The 17,185-nt window shown below is 64.4% G+C and carries 14 protein-coding genes and 1 tRNA gene; 8 read left to right on the top strand and 7 right to left on the bottom strand.

Annotation, left to right across the window (positions count from 1 at the left end; genetic code table 11):
* The first annotated feature begins 86 nt into the window (after nt 1-86).
* Both FIU86_RS10115 and FIU86_RS10110 read left to right on the top strand, forming a co-directional pair.
* Nucleotides 87-1,562 carry a divergent polysaccharide deacteylase family protein gene (locus tag FIU86_RS10115; RefSeq protein ID WP_254704011.1) on the top strand — a complete coding sequence of 492 codons (1,476 nt, stop codon included), beginning with the start codon at nt 87-89 and terminating at the stop codon, nt 1,560-1,562.
* A gap of 159 nt (nt 1,563-1,721) precedes the next feature.
* Entirely contained in the window at nt 1,722-2,816 is a 1,095-nt protein-coding gene (locus FIU86_RS10110) for a sensor histidine kinase (RefSeq protein ID WP_152474971.1), read from the top strand.
* A 56-nt stretch (nt 2,817-2,872) separates the two neighbouring features.
* Here the strand turns inward: FIU86_RS10110 and FIU86_RS10105 are convergent, their stop codons facing one another.
* The 6 genes from FIU86_RS10105 to gpt all read right to left on the bottom strand — a co-directional run bounded on the left by FIU86_RS10105 (nt 2,873) and on the right by gpt (nt 9,267).
* Nucleotides 2,873-3,418: a pseudouridine synthase gene (locus FIU86_RS10105; RefSeq protein WP_152474970.1), complete on the bottom strand. Its 546-nt coding sequence runs from the start codon at nt 3,416-3,418 to the stop codon at nt 2,873-2,875.
* Nucleotides 3,419-3,464: 46 nt separating this feature from the next.
* Complete coding sequence (locus FIU86_RS10100; protein ID WP_152474969.1) at nt 3,465-4,067, bottom strand: sulfurtransferase; 603 nt, start codon at nt 4,065-4,067, stop codon at nt 3,465-3,467.
* A gap of 87 nt (nt 4,068-4,154) precedes the next feature.
* Nucleotides 4,155-5,666, bottom strand: coding sequence for an anthranilate synthase component I (trpE, locus tag FIU86_RS10095; RefSeq protein ID WP_152474968.1), 1,512 nt, complete (start codon nt 5,664-5,666; stop codon nt 4,155-4,157).
* An 11-nt stretch (nt 5,667-5,677) separates the two neighbouring features.
* Nucleotides 5,678-7,519, bottom strand: a complete 1,842-nt coding sequence (locus tag FIU86_RS10090) for a peptidyl-prolyl cis-trans isomerase (RefSeq protein ID WP_152474967.1) — start codon at nt 7,517-7,519, stop codon at nt 5,678-5,680.
* 50 nt (nt 7,520-7,569) lie between these two features.
* Nucleotides 7,570-8,757 (bottom strand): aminotransferase, encoded by a 1,188-nt coding sequence (locus tag FIU86_RS10085; RefSeq protein ID WP_152474966.1) that lies wholly within the window; start codon nt 8,755-8,757, stop codon nt 7,570-7,572.
* 9 nt (nt 8,758-8,766) lie between these two features.
* Entirely contained in the window at nt 8,767-9,267 is a 501-nt protein-coding gene (gpt, locus tag FIU86_RS10080) for a xanthine phosphoribosyltransferase (RefSeq protein ID WP_152474965.1), read from the bottom strand.
* 113 nt (nt 9,268-9,380) lie between these two features.
* Here gpt and FIU86_RS10075 point away from each other — a divergent pair, with 113 nt between their 5' ends.
* Nucleotides 9,381-9,848 (top strand): polyketide cyclase, encoded by a 468-nt coding sequence (locus FIU86_RS10075; RefSeq protein ID WP_152474964.1) that lies wholly within the window; start codon nt 9,381-9,383, stop codon nt 9,846-9,848.
* Nucleotides 9,849-9,851: 3 nt separating this feature from the next.
* Here the strand turns inward: FIU86_RS10075 and fabI are convergent, their stop codons facing one another.
* Nucleotides 9,852-10,658: an enoyl-ACP reductase FabI gene (gene fabI / locus FIU86_RS10070; protein ID WP_152474963.1), complete on the bottom strand. Its 807-nt coding sequence runs from the start codon at nt 10,656-10,658 to the stop codon at nt 9,852-9,854.
* A 176-nt stretch (nt 10,659-10,834) separates the two neighbouring features.
* On the opposite strand from fabI, the gene pdxH reads away from it, so the two are divergent.
* From pdxH to FIU86_RS10045, 5 genes are all read left to right on the top strand, one after another.
* Nucleotides 10,835-11,440, top strand: a complete 606-nt coding sequence (gene pdxH, locus FIU86_RS10065) for a pyridoxamine 5'-phosphate oxidase (protein WP_152474962.1) — start codon at nt 10,835-10,837, stop codon at nt 11,438-11,440.
* Between the two features lie 119 nt (nt 11,441-11,559).
* Nucleotides 11,560-12,099, top strand: coding sequence for a cold-shock protein (locus FIU86_RS10060; RefSeq protein WP_152474961.1), 540 nt, complete (start codon nt 11,560-11,562; stop codon nt 12,097-12,099).
* Nucleotides 12,063-12,554, top strand: coding sequence for a DUF192 domain-containing protein (locus FIU86_RS10055; protein ID WP_152474960.1), 492 nt, complete (start codon nt 12,063-12,065; stop codon nt 12,552-12,554). Before FIU86_RS10060 ends, FIU86_RS10055 begins: the two co-directional genes overlap by 37 nt.
* A gap of 149 nt (nt 12,555-12,703) precedes the next feature.
* Nucleotides 12,704-12,780 (top strand) — tRNA-Pro (locus tag FIU86_RS10050).
* 587 nt (nt 12,781-13,367) lie between these two features.
* Nucleotides 13,368-17,036: a vitamin B12-dependent ribonucleotide reductase gene (locus tag FIU86_RS10045; protein ID WP_152474959.1), complete on the top strand. Its 3,669-nt coding sequence runs from the start codon at nt 13,368-13,370 to the stop codon at nt 17,034-17,036.
* Nucleotides 17,037-17,185: the final 149 nt, after the last annotated feature.

Below are 17,185 nucleotides of genomic sequence, written 5' to 3'. Positions count from 1 at the left end.
AAAACTGTTAAGAAAGAAATAAGAGGGCAAAAGCAGTGTTACGCGGATTTCTTGCCGGAGTGGTTTCGGGAACGGCCTTGTCGGGAGTGCTTCTGGCCGGGGCCTCGGTGCTGAGCGGAATGCCGGGGGATACCCCGCCCGAGGCGACGCCGGTCGAAGTGCCGGCCGGGTCGGAGTTCGACCAGTCGCGGGATGACGACGCGGCCTCGCTGCCGCAGTTGCAGGACACGCCCACGCCCGACGCCGTGCCGCAGGTGACCGCGCCCGAGCCTGACGATCTGAGCTCGATGGACGGCGCCGACACGACCTCGTCGGGGCAGCCCGAAACGGGCCAGCCAGAGGCCGGGCTGAGCGCGCCGGAGACGCCGGAGGGCGACACCGGCGTCACTGTCGGCACCGAAGAGCCTGTCCTGCCCAACCCGCAGGCGCAGGCGCCCGAGGCGCCGGTGGGCGAGGACGACCTGTCGATTTCTACCGAACCGGCCCAACCGGTTCAGCCCGAGCCGGAAGAAGAAAGTGCCGCGTTCCCGGAGCCGCAAGACGGGTCCGACGGTGCGGATGCGCCGGAAGGCGAGAGCGAAGCGGCCCCCGAGGCGGAGATCGGGACCGATCCCGAGACGTCCGCCAGCGATGTGTCTACGCCGGAGCCGCAGAATGATCCGGGCGTCGATGCTCCGCAAGAGGCGGTGGACTCGGCCACGCCTTCGGCAGAAGCTGGCGAGGATTCTGCGGAGGCAGCGACCGAGGAGACGGAGACCGGCACGATCGGCGATATGGCCGACGGCGTGACCACCAACCGGTTGCCTACCGCCATCGACCCCGCGCCCGAGGCCGAGGCCGGAGACGAGACGGCCGAAGACGCGACCGAAGAGACAGAGGCAGAGACCCTGCCGCCGGTCGAACGCTTTGCTGTCGAGTTTGAGAACCCCGAGGACAAGCCGCTGATGTCGATCATTCTGATCGATGACGGCACCAGCCCGATCGGCCCCGCCGCGCTGGCCGATTTTCCCTATCCGCTGAGCTTTGCGGTGGATAGTTCGTATGCCAATGCCGCTGACACCGCCGCCAAGTACCGTGCTGCGGGGATGGAGGTGCTGGCCATGGTCAACCTGCCGCAGAATGCGGCCGCGAGCGATGTGGAAACGTCGATGAGTGTCCTGCTGGAGGCCGTTCCCGAGGCGGTGGCGGTGTTCGAGGGCACCGGCACCGGGCTGCAATCCAGCCGCGAGGCCGCCGAGCAGCTTGCGCCGATCCTGAAGGACAGCGGGCATGGGCTGGTGATGTTTCCCAACGGCCTGAACACCGCGCAGAAGCTGATCGCGCGCGAGGGCGTACCGTCGGCCACTGTGTTTCGCGATTTCGATTCCAATGGCCAGAACGCCGCTGCCGTGCGCCGGTTCCTCGACCAGGCCGCGTTCCGCGCCGGCCAGGAAGAGGGCGGCGTGATCATGGTGGGCCGGCTGCGCCCCGACACGATCAGCGCGCTCTTGCTCTGGGGCCTTCAGGACCGTGCGGCGAGCGTGGCCTTGGCCCCGATCTCGGCTGTGTTGACGGCCGAGTAGGCCAGCTCTGCTTGACGTTACGCTGGGCGCGTCGCCGGTTGCGCGGCGTGCAAGGGATATCGTAAAGAGCGTGAGGAAACAGATCTTTTGCCGTAAGCGACGTCGTAGACCCGGCGGTGACATCGACAAATTGACCACAGTTCGGGACAGTTACCTTAAATGGAAGCCCTCCATCACCCGCTGCAACAGCGCAGGCTTGCCGCGCTTCGCGACTTCGAGATCCTCGACACGGACCCCGAGCAGGAGTTCGACGAGATCGTGAAGCTGGCCGCGGCGGCCTGTGGCACGGCGATTTCGGTGGTCAATTTCATTGATGCCGAACGCCAATGGTTCAAGGCGGAAACCGGGCTTGGCGTGCGCGAGACGCCGCTGGCCACCTCGATCTGCGCCCATGTGATCCTGGAAGAGGAGTTTGCCGAGATCCGGGACACGCTGGAAGATCCCCGGATGCAGGACAACCCGCTGTGCTGTGGCGAGCCGGGCCTGCGCTTTTATGCCGGCGCGTTGCTGACCACCCAGGAGGGGCTGCCGCTGGGCACTTTGTGCGTTCTGGATTATCAGCCCCGCGAACTGACCGCGTTGCAGCGCGACACGTTGCGCGTTCTGGCGCGGCAGGTCATGACATTGCTGGAGATGCGCAAAGCGCTGCGGTCGGCGGACATCCTGCGTCGTGAGGTGGATCACAGGGTGAAGAATTCGCTGCAATCACTGTCGTCCTTTACCAATCTGCAAACCAGGGCGTTTGCATCGGAAGACGCGAAACTCGCCCTGTCGATGGTCAAGACCCGGATCGATGCGCTGACGCAGCTGCACGAGATGCTGTACCACTCCGATGAACACAGCGTGGTCGAATTGGGTCAGTACCTCACCCAGGTCTGCGCCCAACTCGAAGGGTTGGCGCCTGTTGGCGTCACGGTCGAGGTCGCGGTTGTGTCGGTATTGGTCGCCGCGCAGCAGGCCGTCGCTGTTGGCACCTTCGTGAACGAATTCGTCGCGAATTCCTTCAAGCATGGATTTCACGACGGGCAGGGCGGCGCGGTCCGGGTCGATCTCGGTCTTGAACCGGACGGGCGTCTTCGACTGACCTGTGCGGATACAGGTGTCGGTCTTCCGCCCGATCTCGGGGCAAACACGAGCGGCCTGGGGATGAAGATCGTCGAAGTTGTCTGCATGGAGCTTGGCACAGACCTGGACCTGCGGAACGGCGCGCAAGGCGTGGTTTCGACACTGACATTCACCCCAGAGACGGCTTGATACTGTTCGGATCATCCAGACACGACGGATGACCTGCGCGGACCGTGTCCCGCAGCTCAGGCCTGGCGCCACGTGCCGGGCTCTATCCCGTTCAGCGTAAACTCTCCCACCCGCCAGCGCACCAGCCGCAGGGTGGGGTGGCCGACATGGGCCGTCATGCGGCGGACCTGCCGGTTGCGGCCTTCGGAGATGGTGATTTCGAGCCAGCAGTCGGGCACCGATTTGCGGAACCGGACCGGCGGGTCACGCTCCCACAGGGCGGGCGGGTCGATGAGGCGCACCTTGGCGGGCCGTGTGGGCCCGTCCTTGAGTGTCACGCCCTTCGCCAGCGCGCTGAGGGCTGCGGCATCGGGGTCGCCCTCGACCTGCACCAGATACGTCTTTTCGGTCTTGAACTTGGGGTTCGACAGCCGCGCTTGCAGTTTGCCATCGTCGGTGAGCAACAAAAGCCCCTCGCTGTCGCGGTCGAGCCGCCCGGCGGGATAGACGCCGGGGATGTCGATATAGGCCGAGAGCGTCGGGCGGGGGCTGCCCTCGCTGCCCTTGTCGGTGAATTGCGACAGGACCCCCATGGGCTTGTTGAAGAGGATGAGCCGGGCCATGGCCTGCGTGATGCAACGCCGCGCGGCACGGCGCAAGTCCCGGGCACTATTCGGCGGTCACGAGCAGGTCGGCGCGGATCTTGTCGGTCCAGTCGGCGCCGGCGTTTTTCCAGCCGTTCACCGCGCGGCGGCCCGCGTCGTTCTTGTCGCCCTCAAAACCGTCGACCATCGAGTAGAGCGGCACATTAACCCCGGCCTCGGCCAGCGCGTCCACCGCGCCCGCGCTGCGCGAGCCCGAGCGGCACATGACGATGACCGCCCCCGGGTCCTTGCCGTCGAGAAACGCCTTGGCGGCGGCGACAAAGCCAGGGTTGGCCACGGTCTGATAGCTGTTTTTCTTGGCGTTGAAGTCATGGCCCGGGTCGACCAGCTTGAACGGAATGTTGGCGTCGGTGACGGTTGGGTAGCCCACGAAGAGCGTTTCCTCGGGCGTGCGCACGTCGATCAGCAGCACGTCGCCGCGCTCGGACAGAACGGCGGCGGCCTCGGACGCGGTGATATAGAGGCCCGGCTTGGTCTGCTTCTTCTCGGGCAGTGTGTCGGCCGCGACGGAGGTTTGTAGTGCGTTGGCAAAACCTTGGCCGGGGATGGCGAGGCTGAGCGTCAGGGCAAGGGCCGGCAGGGCCAGAAGGCGGGTGAGTTTGGACATGGGATCCTCCCTATAAAATATTCGCATGTTTGAATGAGTGTAGGGCAGGACGCAAGACCTCTCCTTGATCTGCGTCAATCGGGGGGCTCAGCCGTTGCCGTCGCCGGTAAAGCGGGTGGCGTCGGCGGCGGCGCGACGGATGGCGTTGGATTTGTGGACAGTTTCCATATACTCGGCCTCGGCATCGCTGTCATAGACGACGCCGCCGCCGGCCTGGATATAGAGCTTGCCGTCCTTCACCACCGCCGTGCGCAGGGCGATGCAGACATCCATGTCGCCCGTGCAACTGAAATAGCCCACGCCGCCGCCGTATACGCCGCGCCTTTCGGGTTCCAGCTCGTCGATGATTTCCATCGCGCGGACCTTGGGGGCGCCACTGACCGTGCCGGCGGGCAGACCGGCCAGAAGGGCCGAGAGGGCGTCGTGCTCGTCGGAAAGCTCGCCCACCACGTTCGACACGATATGCATGACGTGGGAATAGCGCTCGATGATGAATTCCTCGGTGGGCCGCACCGTGCCGATCTTCGCCACGCGGCCCACGTCGTTGCGGCCCAGATCCAGCAGCATCAAGTGCTCGGCCAGCTCCTTTTGGTCGCCCAGCAGGTCGGCCTCGTTGGCGCGGTCCTCTTCGGGGGTGGCGCCGCGGGGACGGGTGCCCGCGATGGGGCGGATCGTGACCTCGCCGTCCATGACGCGCACAAGAATCTCGGGGCTGGCGCCCACCACCTGGAAGCCGCCGAAGTTGAAATAGAACATGAAGGGCGACGGGTTGGTGCGCCGCAGGCTGCGGTAAAGCGCGAAGGGCGGCTGCGGAAACTCCTGCGTCCACCGCTGGCTGGGCACGACCTGAAAGATATCGCCCGCGCGGATGTATTCCTTGGCCTGCTCGACGGCGGCCTTGTAGCCGTCGCGGGTGAAGTTGCTGACCGGCTCGCCAACCTCATGCGCATCGCCCAGGTCGCGGGCCTGCTGGGGCAAGGCGCGTTCGAGATCGCGCACCGCGTCCATCACCCGCTCGGCGGCCTGAGCGTAGGCGGCGCGCGGGCTTTGCCCGTCGCTGACCCAGGCGGGGGCGACGACGATCACCTCGCCCTTCACCCCGTCCAGCACGGCCACGACCGAGGGGCGGATCATCACCGCGTCGGGAAGGCCCAGCGGGTCGGGGTTCACGTCGGGCAGGTGTTCGACCAGCCGGATCATGTCATAGCCAAGGTAGCCGAAGAGGCCCGCGCTGGCGGCGGGCAGGTCGCTTGGCAGGTCGATCCGGCTTTCGGCGATCAGCGCCCGCAACGTGTCGAGCGGGGAGCCGTCCAACGGCTCGAACGCGTCGCCGTCGAAGCGGGCCTGCCGGTTGATGCGGCTGGTCTGCCCGTGGCATTGCCAGATCAGGTCGGGCTTCATCCCGATGATGGAATAGCGTCCGCGCACCTCGCCGCCCGTCACCGACTCCAGCAAAAACGCATCGCGGGCCGCGCCCGTCAGCTTCAGCATCAGGGATACAGGCGTATCCAGATCGGCGGCCAGCCGGGCATAGACGACCTGGTTCTGCCCGGCCTCGTAGCCCTTGGCGAAATCCTCGAATGACGGGGTGAGGTCCAACGCAGGTACCCTTATTGGAAGTTGTTGTGCACGGCGTTCAGCGCACCTTCATCGAAGCTGACCCCGGCGCGGGTGCGGATGTCGTTGGCCAGAACCTGAAACAGATCCTGCGAGAGCCCGCCCGCCGCCTCGTTGCGCAAAAACTCGTTGATCTGTTGCAGGTCGCCATCCTCGGCGTCGGGGTCTTCGATCGTGTTGAGCTTCAGCACGAAGATGCGGCCATTGCCGTTGATCACCTCGACATCGCCCACTTCCATGCCGAAGACGGTGTCGATGAACTCCTCCGGCGCTTGCTCGATGAAGCCGCGGCGGGTCACTTCCTCGCTGCCGTCGACGGTCAGGCTGACATTCTCGAAGCTTTCGCCGGCGGCGAGCTGACCGACCTTGCCGGCCACCTGCTCGCGCAGAAGTTCGTTGATCTTGGTCTCGGTCCAGGCAGCGGTGACGGCGTCGCGCACCTCGTCGAGCGGTTGCAGGGTGGGGGGCACGGTCTCGTCAAGACGCATGGCGAAGATGCCGCCATCCTCCAGTTCGATTACCTCCGGGTAGTCCTCCTGGCTGAGATTCGCCGCAGCGGCGCGGAAGCCCTCGTAGGCGGCGATATCGTCGGACATGCCGGGATGCCAGTCGATGCTGGCCACGCGCATGGCGGTTTCGGCACCCAGATCCTCGATGGTGGCGCCACCCGCCAGCAGGTCGTCGACCTCGTCGATGCGGCCCTCGACCACGCGGCGGGCGCGGTCGGCGGCGAGGATGTCGCGCAGTTCCGGCTCGGCCTCTTCAAAGGCGGTTTCCTGTGCCTGCAACACCGCATTCACACGGAAGAGCGCAGGGCCCAGATCAGTCGATAGGGGGCCGACCACTTCGGACGGGGCGGCCTCGAACACCGTGTCGGCGGCCTCGCCCAGATCGGCCGCCTCGACGGTGCCCATGTCGGTATCCGCCAACTCCAGCCCGCGGTCTGCCACCAGATCCTCGAAGCTGGCCTCGCCTTCGTCCAGCCGCGCAATCGCGCCCTCGGCGGCTTCGGTGTCGGGATAGACCAGCCGTTCGACCAGCCGGCGCTCGGGCTGCACGAACTCGTCGCGCCGCGCCTCGTAGGCGTCTTGCAAGGCCTGTTCGTCCACCTCGACCGTGTCGAGGATCATTTCGGGCGTCAGCCACGCATAGGTGATGCGCTTGACCTCGGGGCGGGTGAACATCGCCTCGTTCTCGGAATGGAAAGCGGCAAGATCCGCGTCGTCCGGCTCGGGCAGGCCGACCTCCAGATCCTCGCGACCGAGCATGGCCCATTCGATGCCGCGCTGTTCGCCCAAGTATTGCAGCATGGTCTCGGTATAGATTTCGGGCATGGTGACGCCCGATAAGACGGCGGCCTGGATAAAGCTGCGGGCGATTTCGCGGCGGATGTCGTCCTCGAACTCGGATTCGTTCATGCCCATGCGGTCAAGGGCAAAGCGGTAGGCCTCGCGGTCGAACTCGCCGCCGGGACCGGTGAACTGCCGCATCGAGGTGATCTGGTCGGCCAGGTTCGCGTCGCCCACCGAGATGTCGTTGACGATGGTTTCGTGGTCCAGCGCGCCCTGCACGGTCAGCTGGCCCATCACCTGCTCAGGGATTCTCAGCCGCTGCGCCTCGGCAAAGCTGATGCTTTCGCCGCGGTCGGCCTCTTCGGCGCGGATCTCGTTTTGCAGGCCCTGGAAATAGTCCTGGACCGAGATCTCGGCCTCGCCCACGGTGCCGACCGTGCGCAGGGTCCCCGACAGGCTGGTGACGCCGAAGCCGCCAAGACCGAGGATCAAAAGACCCATCAGTATCCAGACAAGCGGTTTCGTGATGCTTTTGGCTGCCATTTGGCCTCCCCCGGGGCTGCTCTTGCGTTCAGGACTGTCTAAGGCCGGTTTCAGCGAGGAGCAAGGGGCCAGTCGAGCGCGGCCAGCCGGTCGAAAAGCGTGCCGATCTCGGCGCGGTTGACGTTGGCGAAGGCGACGCGCAGCTCGCGCTGGCCTTGGGGTGCATCGGCGGGCTGGAACATGGTGCCGGGCAGGAGCAGGATGCCGGCCTCGGGCACCAGTTTCTGCGCCAGCTCATCGGACGGCATGACAAAGGGGTGGCGGAGATAGGCGAAATACGCGCCGCAGCCCATCAGTTTCCAGCCTTTATCGTGGATCTTGGCCATGTTGTCGGAAATGGCGGCGCGGCGGTCGAGGATCTCGTCACGTTCGCCGGCCAGCCATTGGCTGAGATTCTGCATCCCCCAGAGGGCGGCGATCTGGCCCAGCTGGTTGGGGCAGATGGTGACGGTGTCGAGAAACTTCTCGGCCTCGGCCAGCCGCGCGCGGCTGGCCACCATGGCGCCCACGCGGTGGCCGGTCAGGCGATAGGCTTTGGAGAAGGAATAAAGTTGGATGAGCGTGTCGTCCCAGCCGGGATCGGTGAAGAGGTCATGCGGCGCACCGCTGCGGGCGTCGAAATCGCGGTAGGTCTCATCCACGATGAGCGCGATGCCGTGGCGGCGGGCGAGGTCGAAGAAGGCGCGCACCAGCTCGGCCGGGTACTCCACGCCGCCGGGGTTGTTGGGGGTGACCAATGAGACGGCCCGCGTGCGCGGGGTGATCAGGGCCTCGGCATGCGCAGGATCCGGCAGAAGGGCGTCGTCGGTGGGCAGGGGCACGGAGGTGACGCCCTGCATGTCCAGCCACATCTTGTGATTGAAGTACCACGGGGTGGGCAGGATGACCTCGTCGCCCTCGGTGCACAGCCCGGCGATGGTGGCGGCGAACGCCTGGTTGCAGCCCGAGGTGATGGCGACCTGGTCTGCCGCGATGGCGCCGCCATAGGCACCGCACCACTGGCGGGCCACCTCCTCGCGCAGGTCGGGGCGGCCCAGAACGGGGCCGTAGAGATGCGCTTGCGGCTCATTGAGCGCGGCCTCGGCAATGACTTGGCGCAACTGGTCGGGCGGCGGGTCCACCGGGGCGGCCTGGCTGACGTTGATCAGGGGGCGCTCGGGCGGAAAGGTGATGCCATCGAGCCAGCGCCGCGCCTCCATCACCGGGGGCGAAAAGGTCGTCTCGGTGCGGCTTGTCATGATGCGTCCTCAGGTCCCGCGATAGGGCTCGACATATTGCAGGGCCATGTCCCAGGGGAAGAAGATCCAAGTATCCTGGCTGACTTCGGTGACGAAGGTATGGACCAGTTCGCGCCCCTGCGGTTTGGCATAGACCGTTGCCACATGCGCCTTGGGCAGGGCGGCGCGGACCACCTCCAGCGTCTTGCCGGTGTCCACGAGGTCGTCGACGATCAGCACGCCGGTCCCATCGCCCACCAGGTCGGGGTCCGGGGATTTCAGGATCTGCGGCTTGCCCTGCGTCTGGTGGTCATAGGATTTCACGCTGATCGTATCGACCGCGCGAATGTCCAGCTCGCGCGCCACGATCATCGCAGGCGCCATGCCGCCGCGGGTGATGGCCACGACGGCCTTCCAGTCGGCATCAGCGGGCGCCTCGTCCTGCAACCGCCAGGCCAGCGCCCGCGCGTCGCGGTGCAGTTGGTCCCAGCTGACGTGAAAGCCTTTTTCGTGGGGCAGGCGGTCGGTCATCTCAAGCGGTCTCCTTTGCCTCAATCGTCTAGCGCAACACCGCGCAAAGCGAAAGCCGGGTTTTGCGCGCGGGCCGGGGCCGTGTATCCTGCATCGTGAAAGGAATGCCGCTGATGGCCTCGCGCATACTGACCTCGGAATGGCGCGTCCCCGGTACGGTCGAGGAGGTCGTCGATGTGCTGGGCGACGCCGAGGCGCTGACCGACTGGTGGGGCGATGTCTACCTGAGCGTGGAGATCCTGAAAGACGGTGACGAAAAAGGCGTGGGCCGCGTGGTGGCGTTTCACAGCCGGGGCAAGCTGCCCCACACGCTGCGCTGGCAGGGCGAGGTGATCTCGGTACAGGACGACGGGTGGACGATCCGCGCGAGCGGCGACCTTGAAGGGCAGGGCGTCTGGACGTTCGCGCAGGAGGGCGACGTGGCCGTGGCCCGTTATGTCTGGACGGTGGATGTGGAGCGGCCCTGGATGCGTATCATGGCGCCGCTGCTATGGCCGGTTTTCATCGCCAACCACAAGTGGGCCATGGCCCGGGGCGAGGAAGGGCTGCGCCGCGAACTGGTGCGGCGGCGCAGCGGGTAAGGCTCAGCTCTTGTCGATATCCGGCGCGTCGACGGCCTTCATGCCGACGATGTGATACCCCGCGTCCACGTGCAGGTTTTCACCCGTGGTGCCGCTGCCCAGATCGCTGAGAAGATAGAGCGCGGATTTGCCCACGTCCTCGATCGTGATGTTGCGGCGCAAAGGCGAATTGAGCTCGTTCCACTTCAGGATATAGCGGAAATCGCCGATACCGCTGGCGGCCAGCGTGCGGATCGGGCCGGCGGAAATGGCGTTCACGCGGATGCCGTCACGGCCCAGATCCTCGGCCAGGTATTTGACCGACGCCTCGAGGGCTGCCTTGGCGACGCCCATGACGTTGTAGTGGGGCATCACCTGCTCGGCGCCGTAGTAGGTCAACGTCAGCATCGAGCCGCCGTCGGTCATGAGTTTCTCGGCGCGGTGGGCGACCGCGGTGAAGGAATAGACCGAGATGTCCATCGTCTTGATGAAGTTCTCGCGGCTGGTGTCGACATAGCGCCCGCGCAGCTCGTTCTTGTCGGAAAAGCCGATGGCGTGGACAAGAAAGTCGATCTTGCCCCATTTCTTGTCCAACTCATCGAACAGCGCGCCTATCGAAGCCATGTCGGCCACGTCGCAGGGCAGGACGGTATCGCTGCCCAGTTCCTCGGCCAGCGGTGCGACGCGTTTCAACAGCGCCTCGCCCTGGTAGGAGAAAGCCAGTTCGGCACCGGCGTCGGCGCAGGCCTTGGCGATTCCCCATGCAATGGATTTGTCATTGGCCAATCCCATGATCAGCCCACGCTTGCCCGCCATCAGTTGATTTGACATTCAGTGCCCTCGGCCCACTTCGGTTGTCTGACTGCTTTAGGCGATTGCCAAAGGTGCATCAAGCCAAAGACCAAGCGATGCGCCATGTCGGCGACGCCTGTGGCAGCGCAGACAGGTTCGGCTTGCCTTTGGATGGGGCGCGGGCTAGCGATCCTGTATAAGTGATTGGGGGCGACATGACCGACAGAACCGGAAAATTCGCAGGCGACGATCCGTTCGAGATCGCCCGCGCATGGCTGGCCGAGGCTGAAGAATCGGAAATCAACGATCCTAACGCTATGGCACTTGCGACAGTGGACCCGGACGGCCTGCCCAATGTGCGCATGGTGCTGCTGAAAAGCATCGGCGCGGACAGTTTCGTCTTTTACACCAATTACGACAGCGCCAAGGGCCAGGAGATCGCCGCCAGCGGAAAGGTCGCGCTGGTGATGCACTGGAAATCGCTGCGTCGTCAGATCCGGGTGCGCGGCACGGTGACCCGCGAGGACGGGCCCGAGGCCGACGCCTATTTCGCGTCCCGCTCGCTCAAAAGCCGGCTGGGGGCGTGGGCGTCGAAACAATCGCAGCCCTTGGAATCGCGCACGGATCTGATGGCAGAGGTCGCCCGCGTTACCGCCGCCAAGGGGCCGAATCCACCGCGACCCGCGTTTTGGGGTGGGTTTCGTATCGCTCCGGTTGAAATCGAATTCTGGGCGGATGGCGCATTCCGTTTGCATGATCGCTTTGTCTGGCGTCGCGAAGCACCTGAAAATGCTTGGGAAATCACGCGGCTCAGCCCGTAGGGAAGCCCGAGTGCGGATATGCAAACCTTTGAATGCAATGCGATTCCCTTGAAACTGCCGCTCACTTCGGCGCAATATTCTGTAACAGCCTGTAACGAAGGCCCAACCGGACAGTGAACGTGGAAAATTCGGCAGACGGCACCAGGCAATTGCATGGCCATGTGAAGTGGTTCGATCCCGTAAAGGGGTTCGGCTTCGTCGTCGCGGACGAAGGCGGTCCGGATATCCTCTTGCATGCCAACGTGTTGCGGAACTTCGGCCAAAGCTCGGTCGCTGACCGGGCGGGGATCCTGCTGACCGTTCAGAAAACCGAGCGTGGCGTTCAGGCTGTCGAGGTTCTGGAGATCGAGCCGCCCGAGGATGCCGACGCAACCGGGCTTGCGGATTTGGAAGGCGTAGACCCGGAAGAGATCCGCGCCGCCCCGCTAGAACCGGCGCGGGTGAAATGGTTCGACAAGGGAAAGGGGTTCGGGTTTGCCAACACCTTCGGACGCGACGAGGACGTGTTCGTTCACATAGAAGTGTTGCGCCGGTCGGGCCTTGCGGACTTGCAGCCGGGCGAGGCGCTTGCCATTCGTGTGATTGAAGGTAAACGCGGCCGCATGGCCACGGAGGTGTGTGGATGGGAAATGGCGGTCAAGGAATCCAAAGGCTCCTGACAGGCGCAGCGGCGCTGGTGCTGATGGCGGGCACGGCGATGGGTGCCTGCCGTGAAGACAAGGTTGACCTGCGCGGCGCCTGGGGCTCGGCCAGCTTCACGGTGGAACTGGCCGACGACAATGCCGAACGCGCACAGGGCCTGATGAACCGCGAAAGCATGGCGCGCTCGGCGGGCATGTTGTTTGCCTATCCCGCGCCGCGCCCGGTGCGGTTCTGGATGCGCAACACGCTCATCCCGCTCGACATGATTTTTCTCGACCAGGCAGGCACCGTGCAAAAGGTCCATCACGAGGCCCAGCCGCTGGACGAGTCGCTGATCTATGGCGGCGATGCCATCCAGTACGTGCTGGAGATCAATGGCGGGCTGGCCCGGCAGATGGGCATTTCGGAAGGTTCCGAACTGCGCCACCCGGTGATCGGAGACACTGCCGCCTGGCCCTGCGAGGCCGAGTAGGTCTGCCTGCGCGGGTCCCCGGGCCTGACCCCAGACCTCTCCGCTCGAGATCCCGGATCGCGTCCGGGATGACATGTCGCGCAGAGCTTGGGCACGTCGCAAAGGGGCTTTCCATTCGCAGCAAAGCTGTCTACATGGGCGTCACGGTCCGGGGCGTGGCGCAGTCTGGTAGCGCACCTGTTTTGGGTACAGGGGGTCGTAGGTTCGAATCCTGCCGCCCCGACCACTTCTTTCCGACATGACGAAGATGACACGGGGGCGCACGCGACCTTGGGTCGATTCTGTGGATAACACTGTTGAGCGTGTCGCCGGGATACGCGGCCGCACTATCTATGGGTTCCGGCGTGCCCGGAACACCACATCTGGTGGATTGGTGGGCGCGTGCCCATGCCCTTACCGAACTCTTTTGTTCAGAACTGGCTAAGCCACACGGATAAAAGCGCTTTTTCCGCTCCTTTTTTTGGCAGGCATCGACGCGCGGTTGGAAATGAATCGGGGTGAGCGTGAATCCGCCGTTGTGGATAACCCGGTCAACTGAATTTTTTCGGCCATCTTGGTAAAAAATCCGTTGACCGTTTGTGGCTACATACGTCAGGTTGTGCAGGCGGATCAGCAAGCCACAAGATATAGTGGCGCGGATCTGGGTAGGGACAGACACCCAAGACTTCCACCGGCAGGGCCGGATTTAGCCAATGCGACCGGATGCGGCGTATCGGCGGGGATGGGTTTTGCCTCCTGGGCCACTGAAACGCGAGGGTTTGCGGCCGGAACGGTCGTGCTGGTCATAGAACGCTGGATCATGGGGCAGCCAAAATGAAGATTGAAAGAAAGTTTACCAAGGCAGGTCAGGACGCTTACGCGGAGCTGGACTTCGTCACCACGAGTTCGGAAATCCGCAACCCTGACGGCACCACCGTCTTCAAGCTGGATGAAGTCGAAGTCCCCGCGAAATGGAGCCAAGTCGCCAGCGACGTGATCGCCCAGAAATATTTCCGCAAGGCCGGCGTGCCGACCGCGTTGAAGAAGGTCCAGGAAAAGGACGTGCCCGAGTTCCTGTGGCGCTCGGTTCCCGCCTCTGACGACACGCCGAAAACCGGCGAGACCAGCGCAAAGCAGGTCTTTGACCGGCTGGCGGGCGCCTGGGCCTACTGGGGCTGGAAAGGTGGCTATTTCACCACCGAGGAAGACGCCAGCGCCTATTTCGACGAGATGCGCTATATGCTGGCGCGGCAGATGGCGGCGCCCAACAGCCCGCAATGGTTCAACACCGGCCTGCACTGGGCCTACGGCATCGACGGCCCCGGTCAAGGTCACTACTACGTGGATTTCAAAACGGGCGAACTGACAAAATCGAGCAGCGCCTATGAGCACCCGCAGCCCCATGCGTGCTTCATCCAGTCGGTCAAGGACGACCTTGTCGGCGACGGTGGCATCATGGATCTGTGGGTGCGCGAGGCCCGCCTGTTCAAGTACGGCTCGGGCACCGGCACCAACTTTTCCTCGCTGCGCGCGGCCAACGAGCCGCTGTCGGGCGGCGGCAAGTCCAGCGGCCTGATGGGGTTCCTGAAAATCGGCGACCGCGCGGCGGGCGCGATCAAGTCGGGCGGCACCACGCGCCGTGCGGCCAAGATGGTGATCTGCGACGTCGACCATCCCGATATCGAGGATTTCATCAACTGGAAGGTCATCGAAGAGCAGAAAGTGGCATCGATCGTCGCCGGCTCCAAGATGCACGAAGCCAAGCTGAACGATATCTTCGGCGCGATCCGCGCCTGGGACGGCAGCACCGAAGATGCGGTCGACCCCAGCAAGAACGAGCAACTGAAAGCGGCCATTCGCGGCGCAAAGAAATCGGCCATTCCGGAAACCTACGTCAAGCGCGTCCTGGACTACGCCAAGCAGGGCTATGAAAGCATCGAGTTCCCGACCTATGACACCGACTGGGACTCCGAAGCCTACGCCAGCGTGTCGGGCCAGAACTCCAACAACTCGATCCGCGTGACCGATGCCTTCCTGAAGGCGGTCAAGGACGACGCGATGTGGCCGCTGACCAACCGCACCGACGGCAGCGTGGTCAAGGAAATCCCCGCCCGCGAGCTGTGGGAGAAGGTGGGCCATGCCGCATGGGCCTGCGCCGATCCGGGCATCCAGTACCACGACACCGTCAACGCCTGGCACACCTGCCCGGAAGACGGCGAAATCCGCGGCTCGAACCCGTGCTCGGAGTACATGTTCCTTGATGACACGGCCTGCAACCTGGCGTCGATGAACCTGCTGCAGTTCTTTGACGGCGACACGTTCGATGCGGAAGCTTATGTTCACGCCACGCGCCTTTGGACCGTGACTCTGGAAATCTCGGTCACCATGGCGCAGTTCCCCAGCCAGGAAATCGCGCAGCTGAGCTACGAGTTCCGCACGCTGGGGCTGGGCTATGCCAATATCGGCGGCCTCTTGATGAACATGGGCTACGGCTATGACAGTGACGAGGGCCGGGCGCTCTGCGGTGCGCTGACCGCGATCATGACCGGTGTGGCCTATGCGACCTCGGCCGAGATGGCCAAGGAGCTGGGTCCGTTCGCAGGCTACAAGCGCAACAAGGCGCACATGCTGCGCGTGATGCGCAATCACCGCAACGCGGCCTATGGCGCGACCGAAGGCTATGAAAAGCTGGCCGTGAAACCCGTGCCGCTGGACCTGGCCAACGTGCCCGACAGCCGACTGGCCGATTTGGCGATGGCCAGCTGGGACGAGGCGCTTAAACTGGGCGAAAAGCACGGCTACCGCAACGCGCAGTCCACCGTGATCGCGCCCACCGGCACGATCGGGCTGGTGATGGACTGCGACACCACCGGCATCGAGCCCGACTTCGCGCTGGTGAAGTTCAAGAAGCTGGCCGGTGGCGGCTATTTCAAGATCATCAACCAATCGGTGCCCGCCGCGCTTGAAAAGCTGGGCTATGGCAGCGCCGAGATCGAGGAGATCGTCGCGTACGCTGTGGGTCACGGCACCATCGGCAACGCGCCGGGCGTCAACCACACCACGCTCGCGGGCCACGGTTTCGGCGCCAACGAACTGGCCAAGATCGATGCGGCGCTTGGCAGCGCCTTTGATATCCGCTTCGTCTTCAACCAGTGGACGCTGGGCGAGGAGTTCTGCCGCAACGTGCTGGGCATTCCGGCGGAAAAGCTGAACGACCCGACCTTCGACCTGCTGGCCTCGCTGGGCTATTCCAAGCAGGACATCGAGGCGGCCAACGACCACGTTTGCGGGACGATGACGCTGGAAGGCGCACCGCACCTCAAGGAAGAACACTACGTGGTCTTCGACTGCGCCAACCCCTGCGGCAAGAAGGGCAAGCGCTTCCTGTCGGTGAACTCCCACATCGACATGATGGCGGCGGCGCAGTCGTTTATTTCTGGTGCGATCTCCAAGACGATCAACATGCCCAACGACGCCACCATCGAGGATTGCCAGGCCGCGTATGAGCGCAGCTGGCAGATGGGGGTCAAGGCCAACGCGCTTTACCGCGACGGCTCGAAACTCAGCCAGCCGCTGGCCGCCGCGCTCGTCGAGGATGACGACGAGGCCGCCGAGGTGCTGGAGACCGGCTCGACCCAGGAAAAGGCCGCCGTGCTGGCCGAGAAGATCGTCGAGAAGGTGATCGTCAAGGAAGTGGTGAAATCGCACCGCGAGAAGATGCCGGAGCGCCGCAAAGGTTACACGCAAAAGGCCGTCGTCGGCGGGCACAAGGTGTACCTGCGCACGGGTGAATACGGCGACGGCTCGCTTGGAGAGATCTTCATCGACATGCACAAGGAAGGTGCCGGGTTCCGGGCGATGATGAACAACTTCGCCATCGCGGTCAGCGTCGGCCTGCAATACGGCGTGCCGCTGGAGGAGTTCGTCGACGCCTTCACCTTCACCAAGTTCGAACCGGCGGGTATGGTGCAGGGCAACGACAGCATCAAGAACGCCACGTCGATCCTGGACTATATCTTCCGCGAACTGGCGGTCAGCTACCTAGACCGCACGGACCTCGCACACGTCAAACCCGAAGGCGCGTCGTTTGACGACCTAGGCCGTGGCGAAGAGGAAGGCGTGAGCAATATCAAGGAGATGTCGGGCGAAGCTGCCTCGAAATCCCTCGAAGTTCTCAAGCAGATCAGCTCGACCGGCTACCTGCGCAAGCGACTGCCGCAGGAACTGGTGGTGCTGAACGGCGGCGCGTCGCTGGCCACGGCGCTCGAGAGCGGTGATCCAGAGGCGGCCCTGCAAACGCTGGTGCCCGAGACCAAGGCCGTCAGCGCGGCGACCACGACGACGGCGGTATCCTCGGGCACGGTCGGCATGAACGCCGCGACCAAGGCGCGGATGCAGGGCTACGAGGGTGAGGCCTGCGGCGAATGCGGCAACTACACGCTGGTGCGCAACGGGACTTGCATGAAGTGCAACACCTGCGGCGCGACGAGCGGGTGTAGCTGACGGAACACACATCCCTGGGGGATGTGCAGGGGCGGTCCCGGTTTGGCGTTAGGCCGGCCGCCCCGACGAGACAGGCCAGGGGCGCGAGACATCGCGCGAGGTCTGAAGACTAGGGTGGGGGCAGACTATCGCTCTGACCCATCCTGATC

It is taken from the genome of Roseovarius sp. THAF9 (assembly GCF_009363715.1).
In the GTDB taxonomy this organism is placed as follows: Bacteria; Pseudomonadota; Alphaproteobacteria; order Rhodobacterales; family Rhodobacteraceae; genus Roseovarius.
This window is presented reverse-complemented; position numbering and strand designations above follow the sequence as displayed.

Bases quoted from the DNA above. Each gene is read 5' to 3' on its own strand.
- FIU86_RS10045 (WP_152474959.1), top strand. From the start codon at position 13,368: ATGAAGATTGAAAGAAAGTTTACCAAGGCAGGTCAGGACGCTTACGCG.
- FIU86_RS10085 (WP_152474966.1), bottom strand. From the start codon at position 8,757: ATGACAAGCCGCACCGAGACGACCTTTTCGCCCCCGGTGATGGAGGCG.
- pdxH (WP_152474962.1), top strand. From the start codon at position 10,835: ATGACCGACAGAACCGGAAAATTCGCAGGCGACGATCCGTTCGAGATC.
- FIU86_RS10105 (WP_152474970.1), bottom strand. From the start codon at position 3,418: ATGGCCCGGCTCATCCTCTTCAACAAGCCCATGGGGGTCCTGTCGCAA.
- fabI (WP_152474963.1), bottom strand. From the start codon at position 10,658: ATGTCAAATCAACTGATGGCGGGCAAGCGTGGGCTGATCATGGGATTG.
- FIU86_RS10055 (WP_152474960.1), top strand. From the start codon at position 12,063: ATGGGAAATGGCGGTCAAGGAATCCAAAGGCTCCTGACAGGCGCAGCG.
- FIU86_RS10090 (WP_152474967.1), bottom strand. From the start codon at position 7,519: ATGGCAGCCAAAAGCATCACGAAACCGCTTGTCTGGATACTGATGGGT.
- FIU86_RS10075 (WP_152474964.1), top strand. From the start codon at position 9,381: ATGGCCTCGCGCATACTGACCTCGGAATGGCGCGTCCCCGGTACGGTC.
- FIU86_RS10100 (WP_152474969.1), bottom strand. From the start codon at position 4,067: ATGTCCAAACTCACCCGCCTTCTGGCCCTGCCGGCCCTTGCCCTGACG.
- gpt (WP_152474965.1), bottom strand. From the start codon at position 9,267: ATGACCGACCGCCTGCCCCACGAAAAAGGCTTTCACGTCAGCTGGGAC.
- FIU86_RS10110 (WP_152474971.1), top strand. From the start codon at position 1,722: ATGGAAGCCCTCCATCACCCGCTGCAACAGCGCAGGCTTGCCGCGCTT.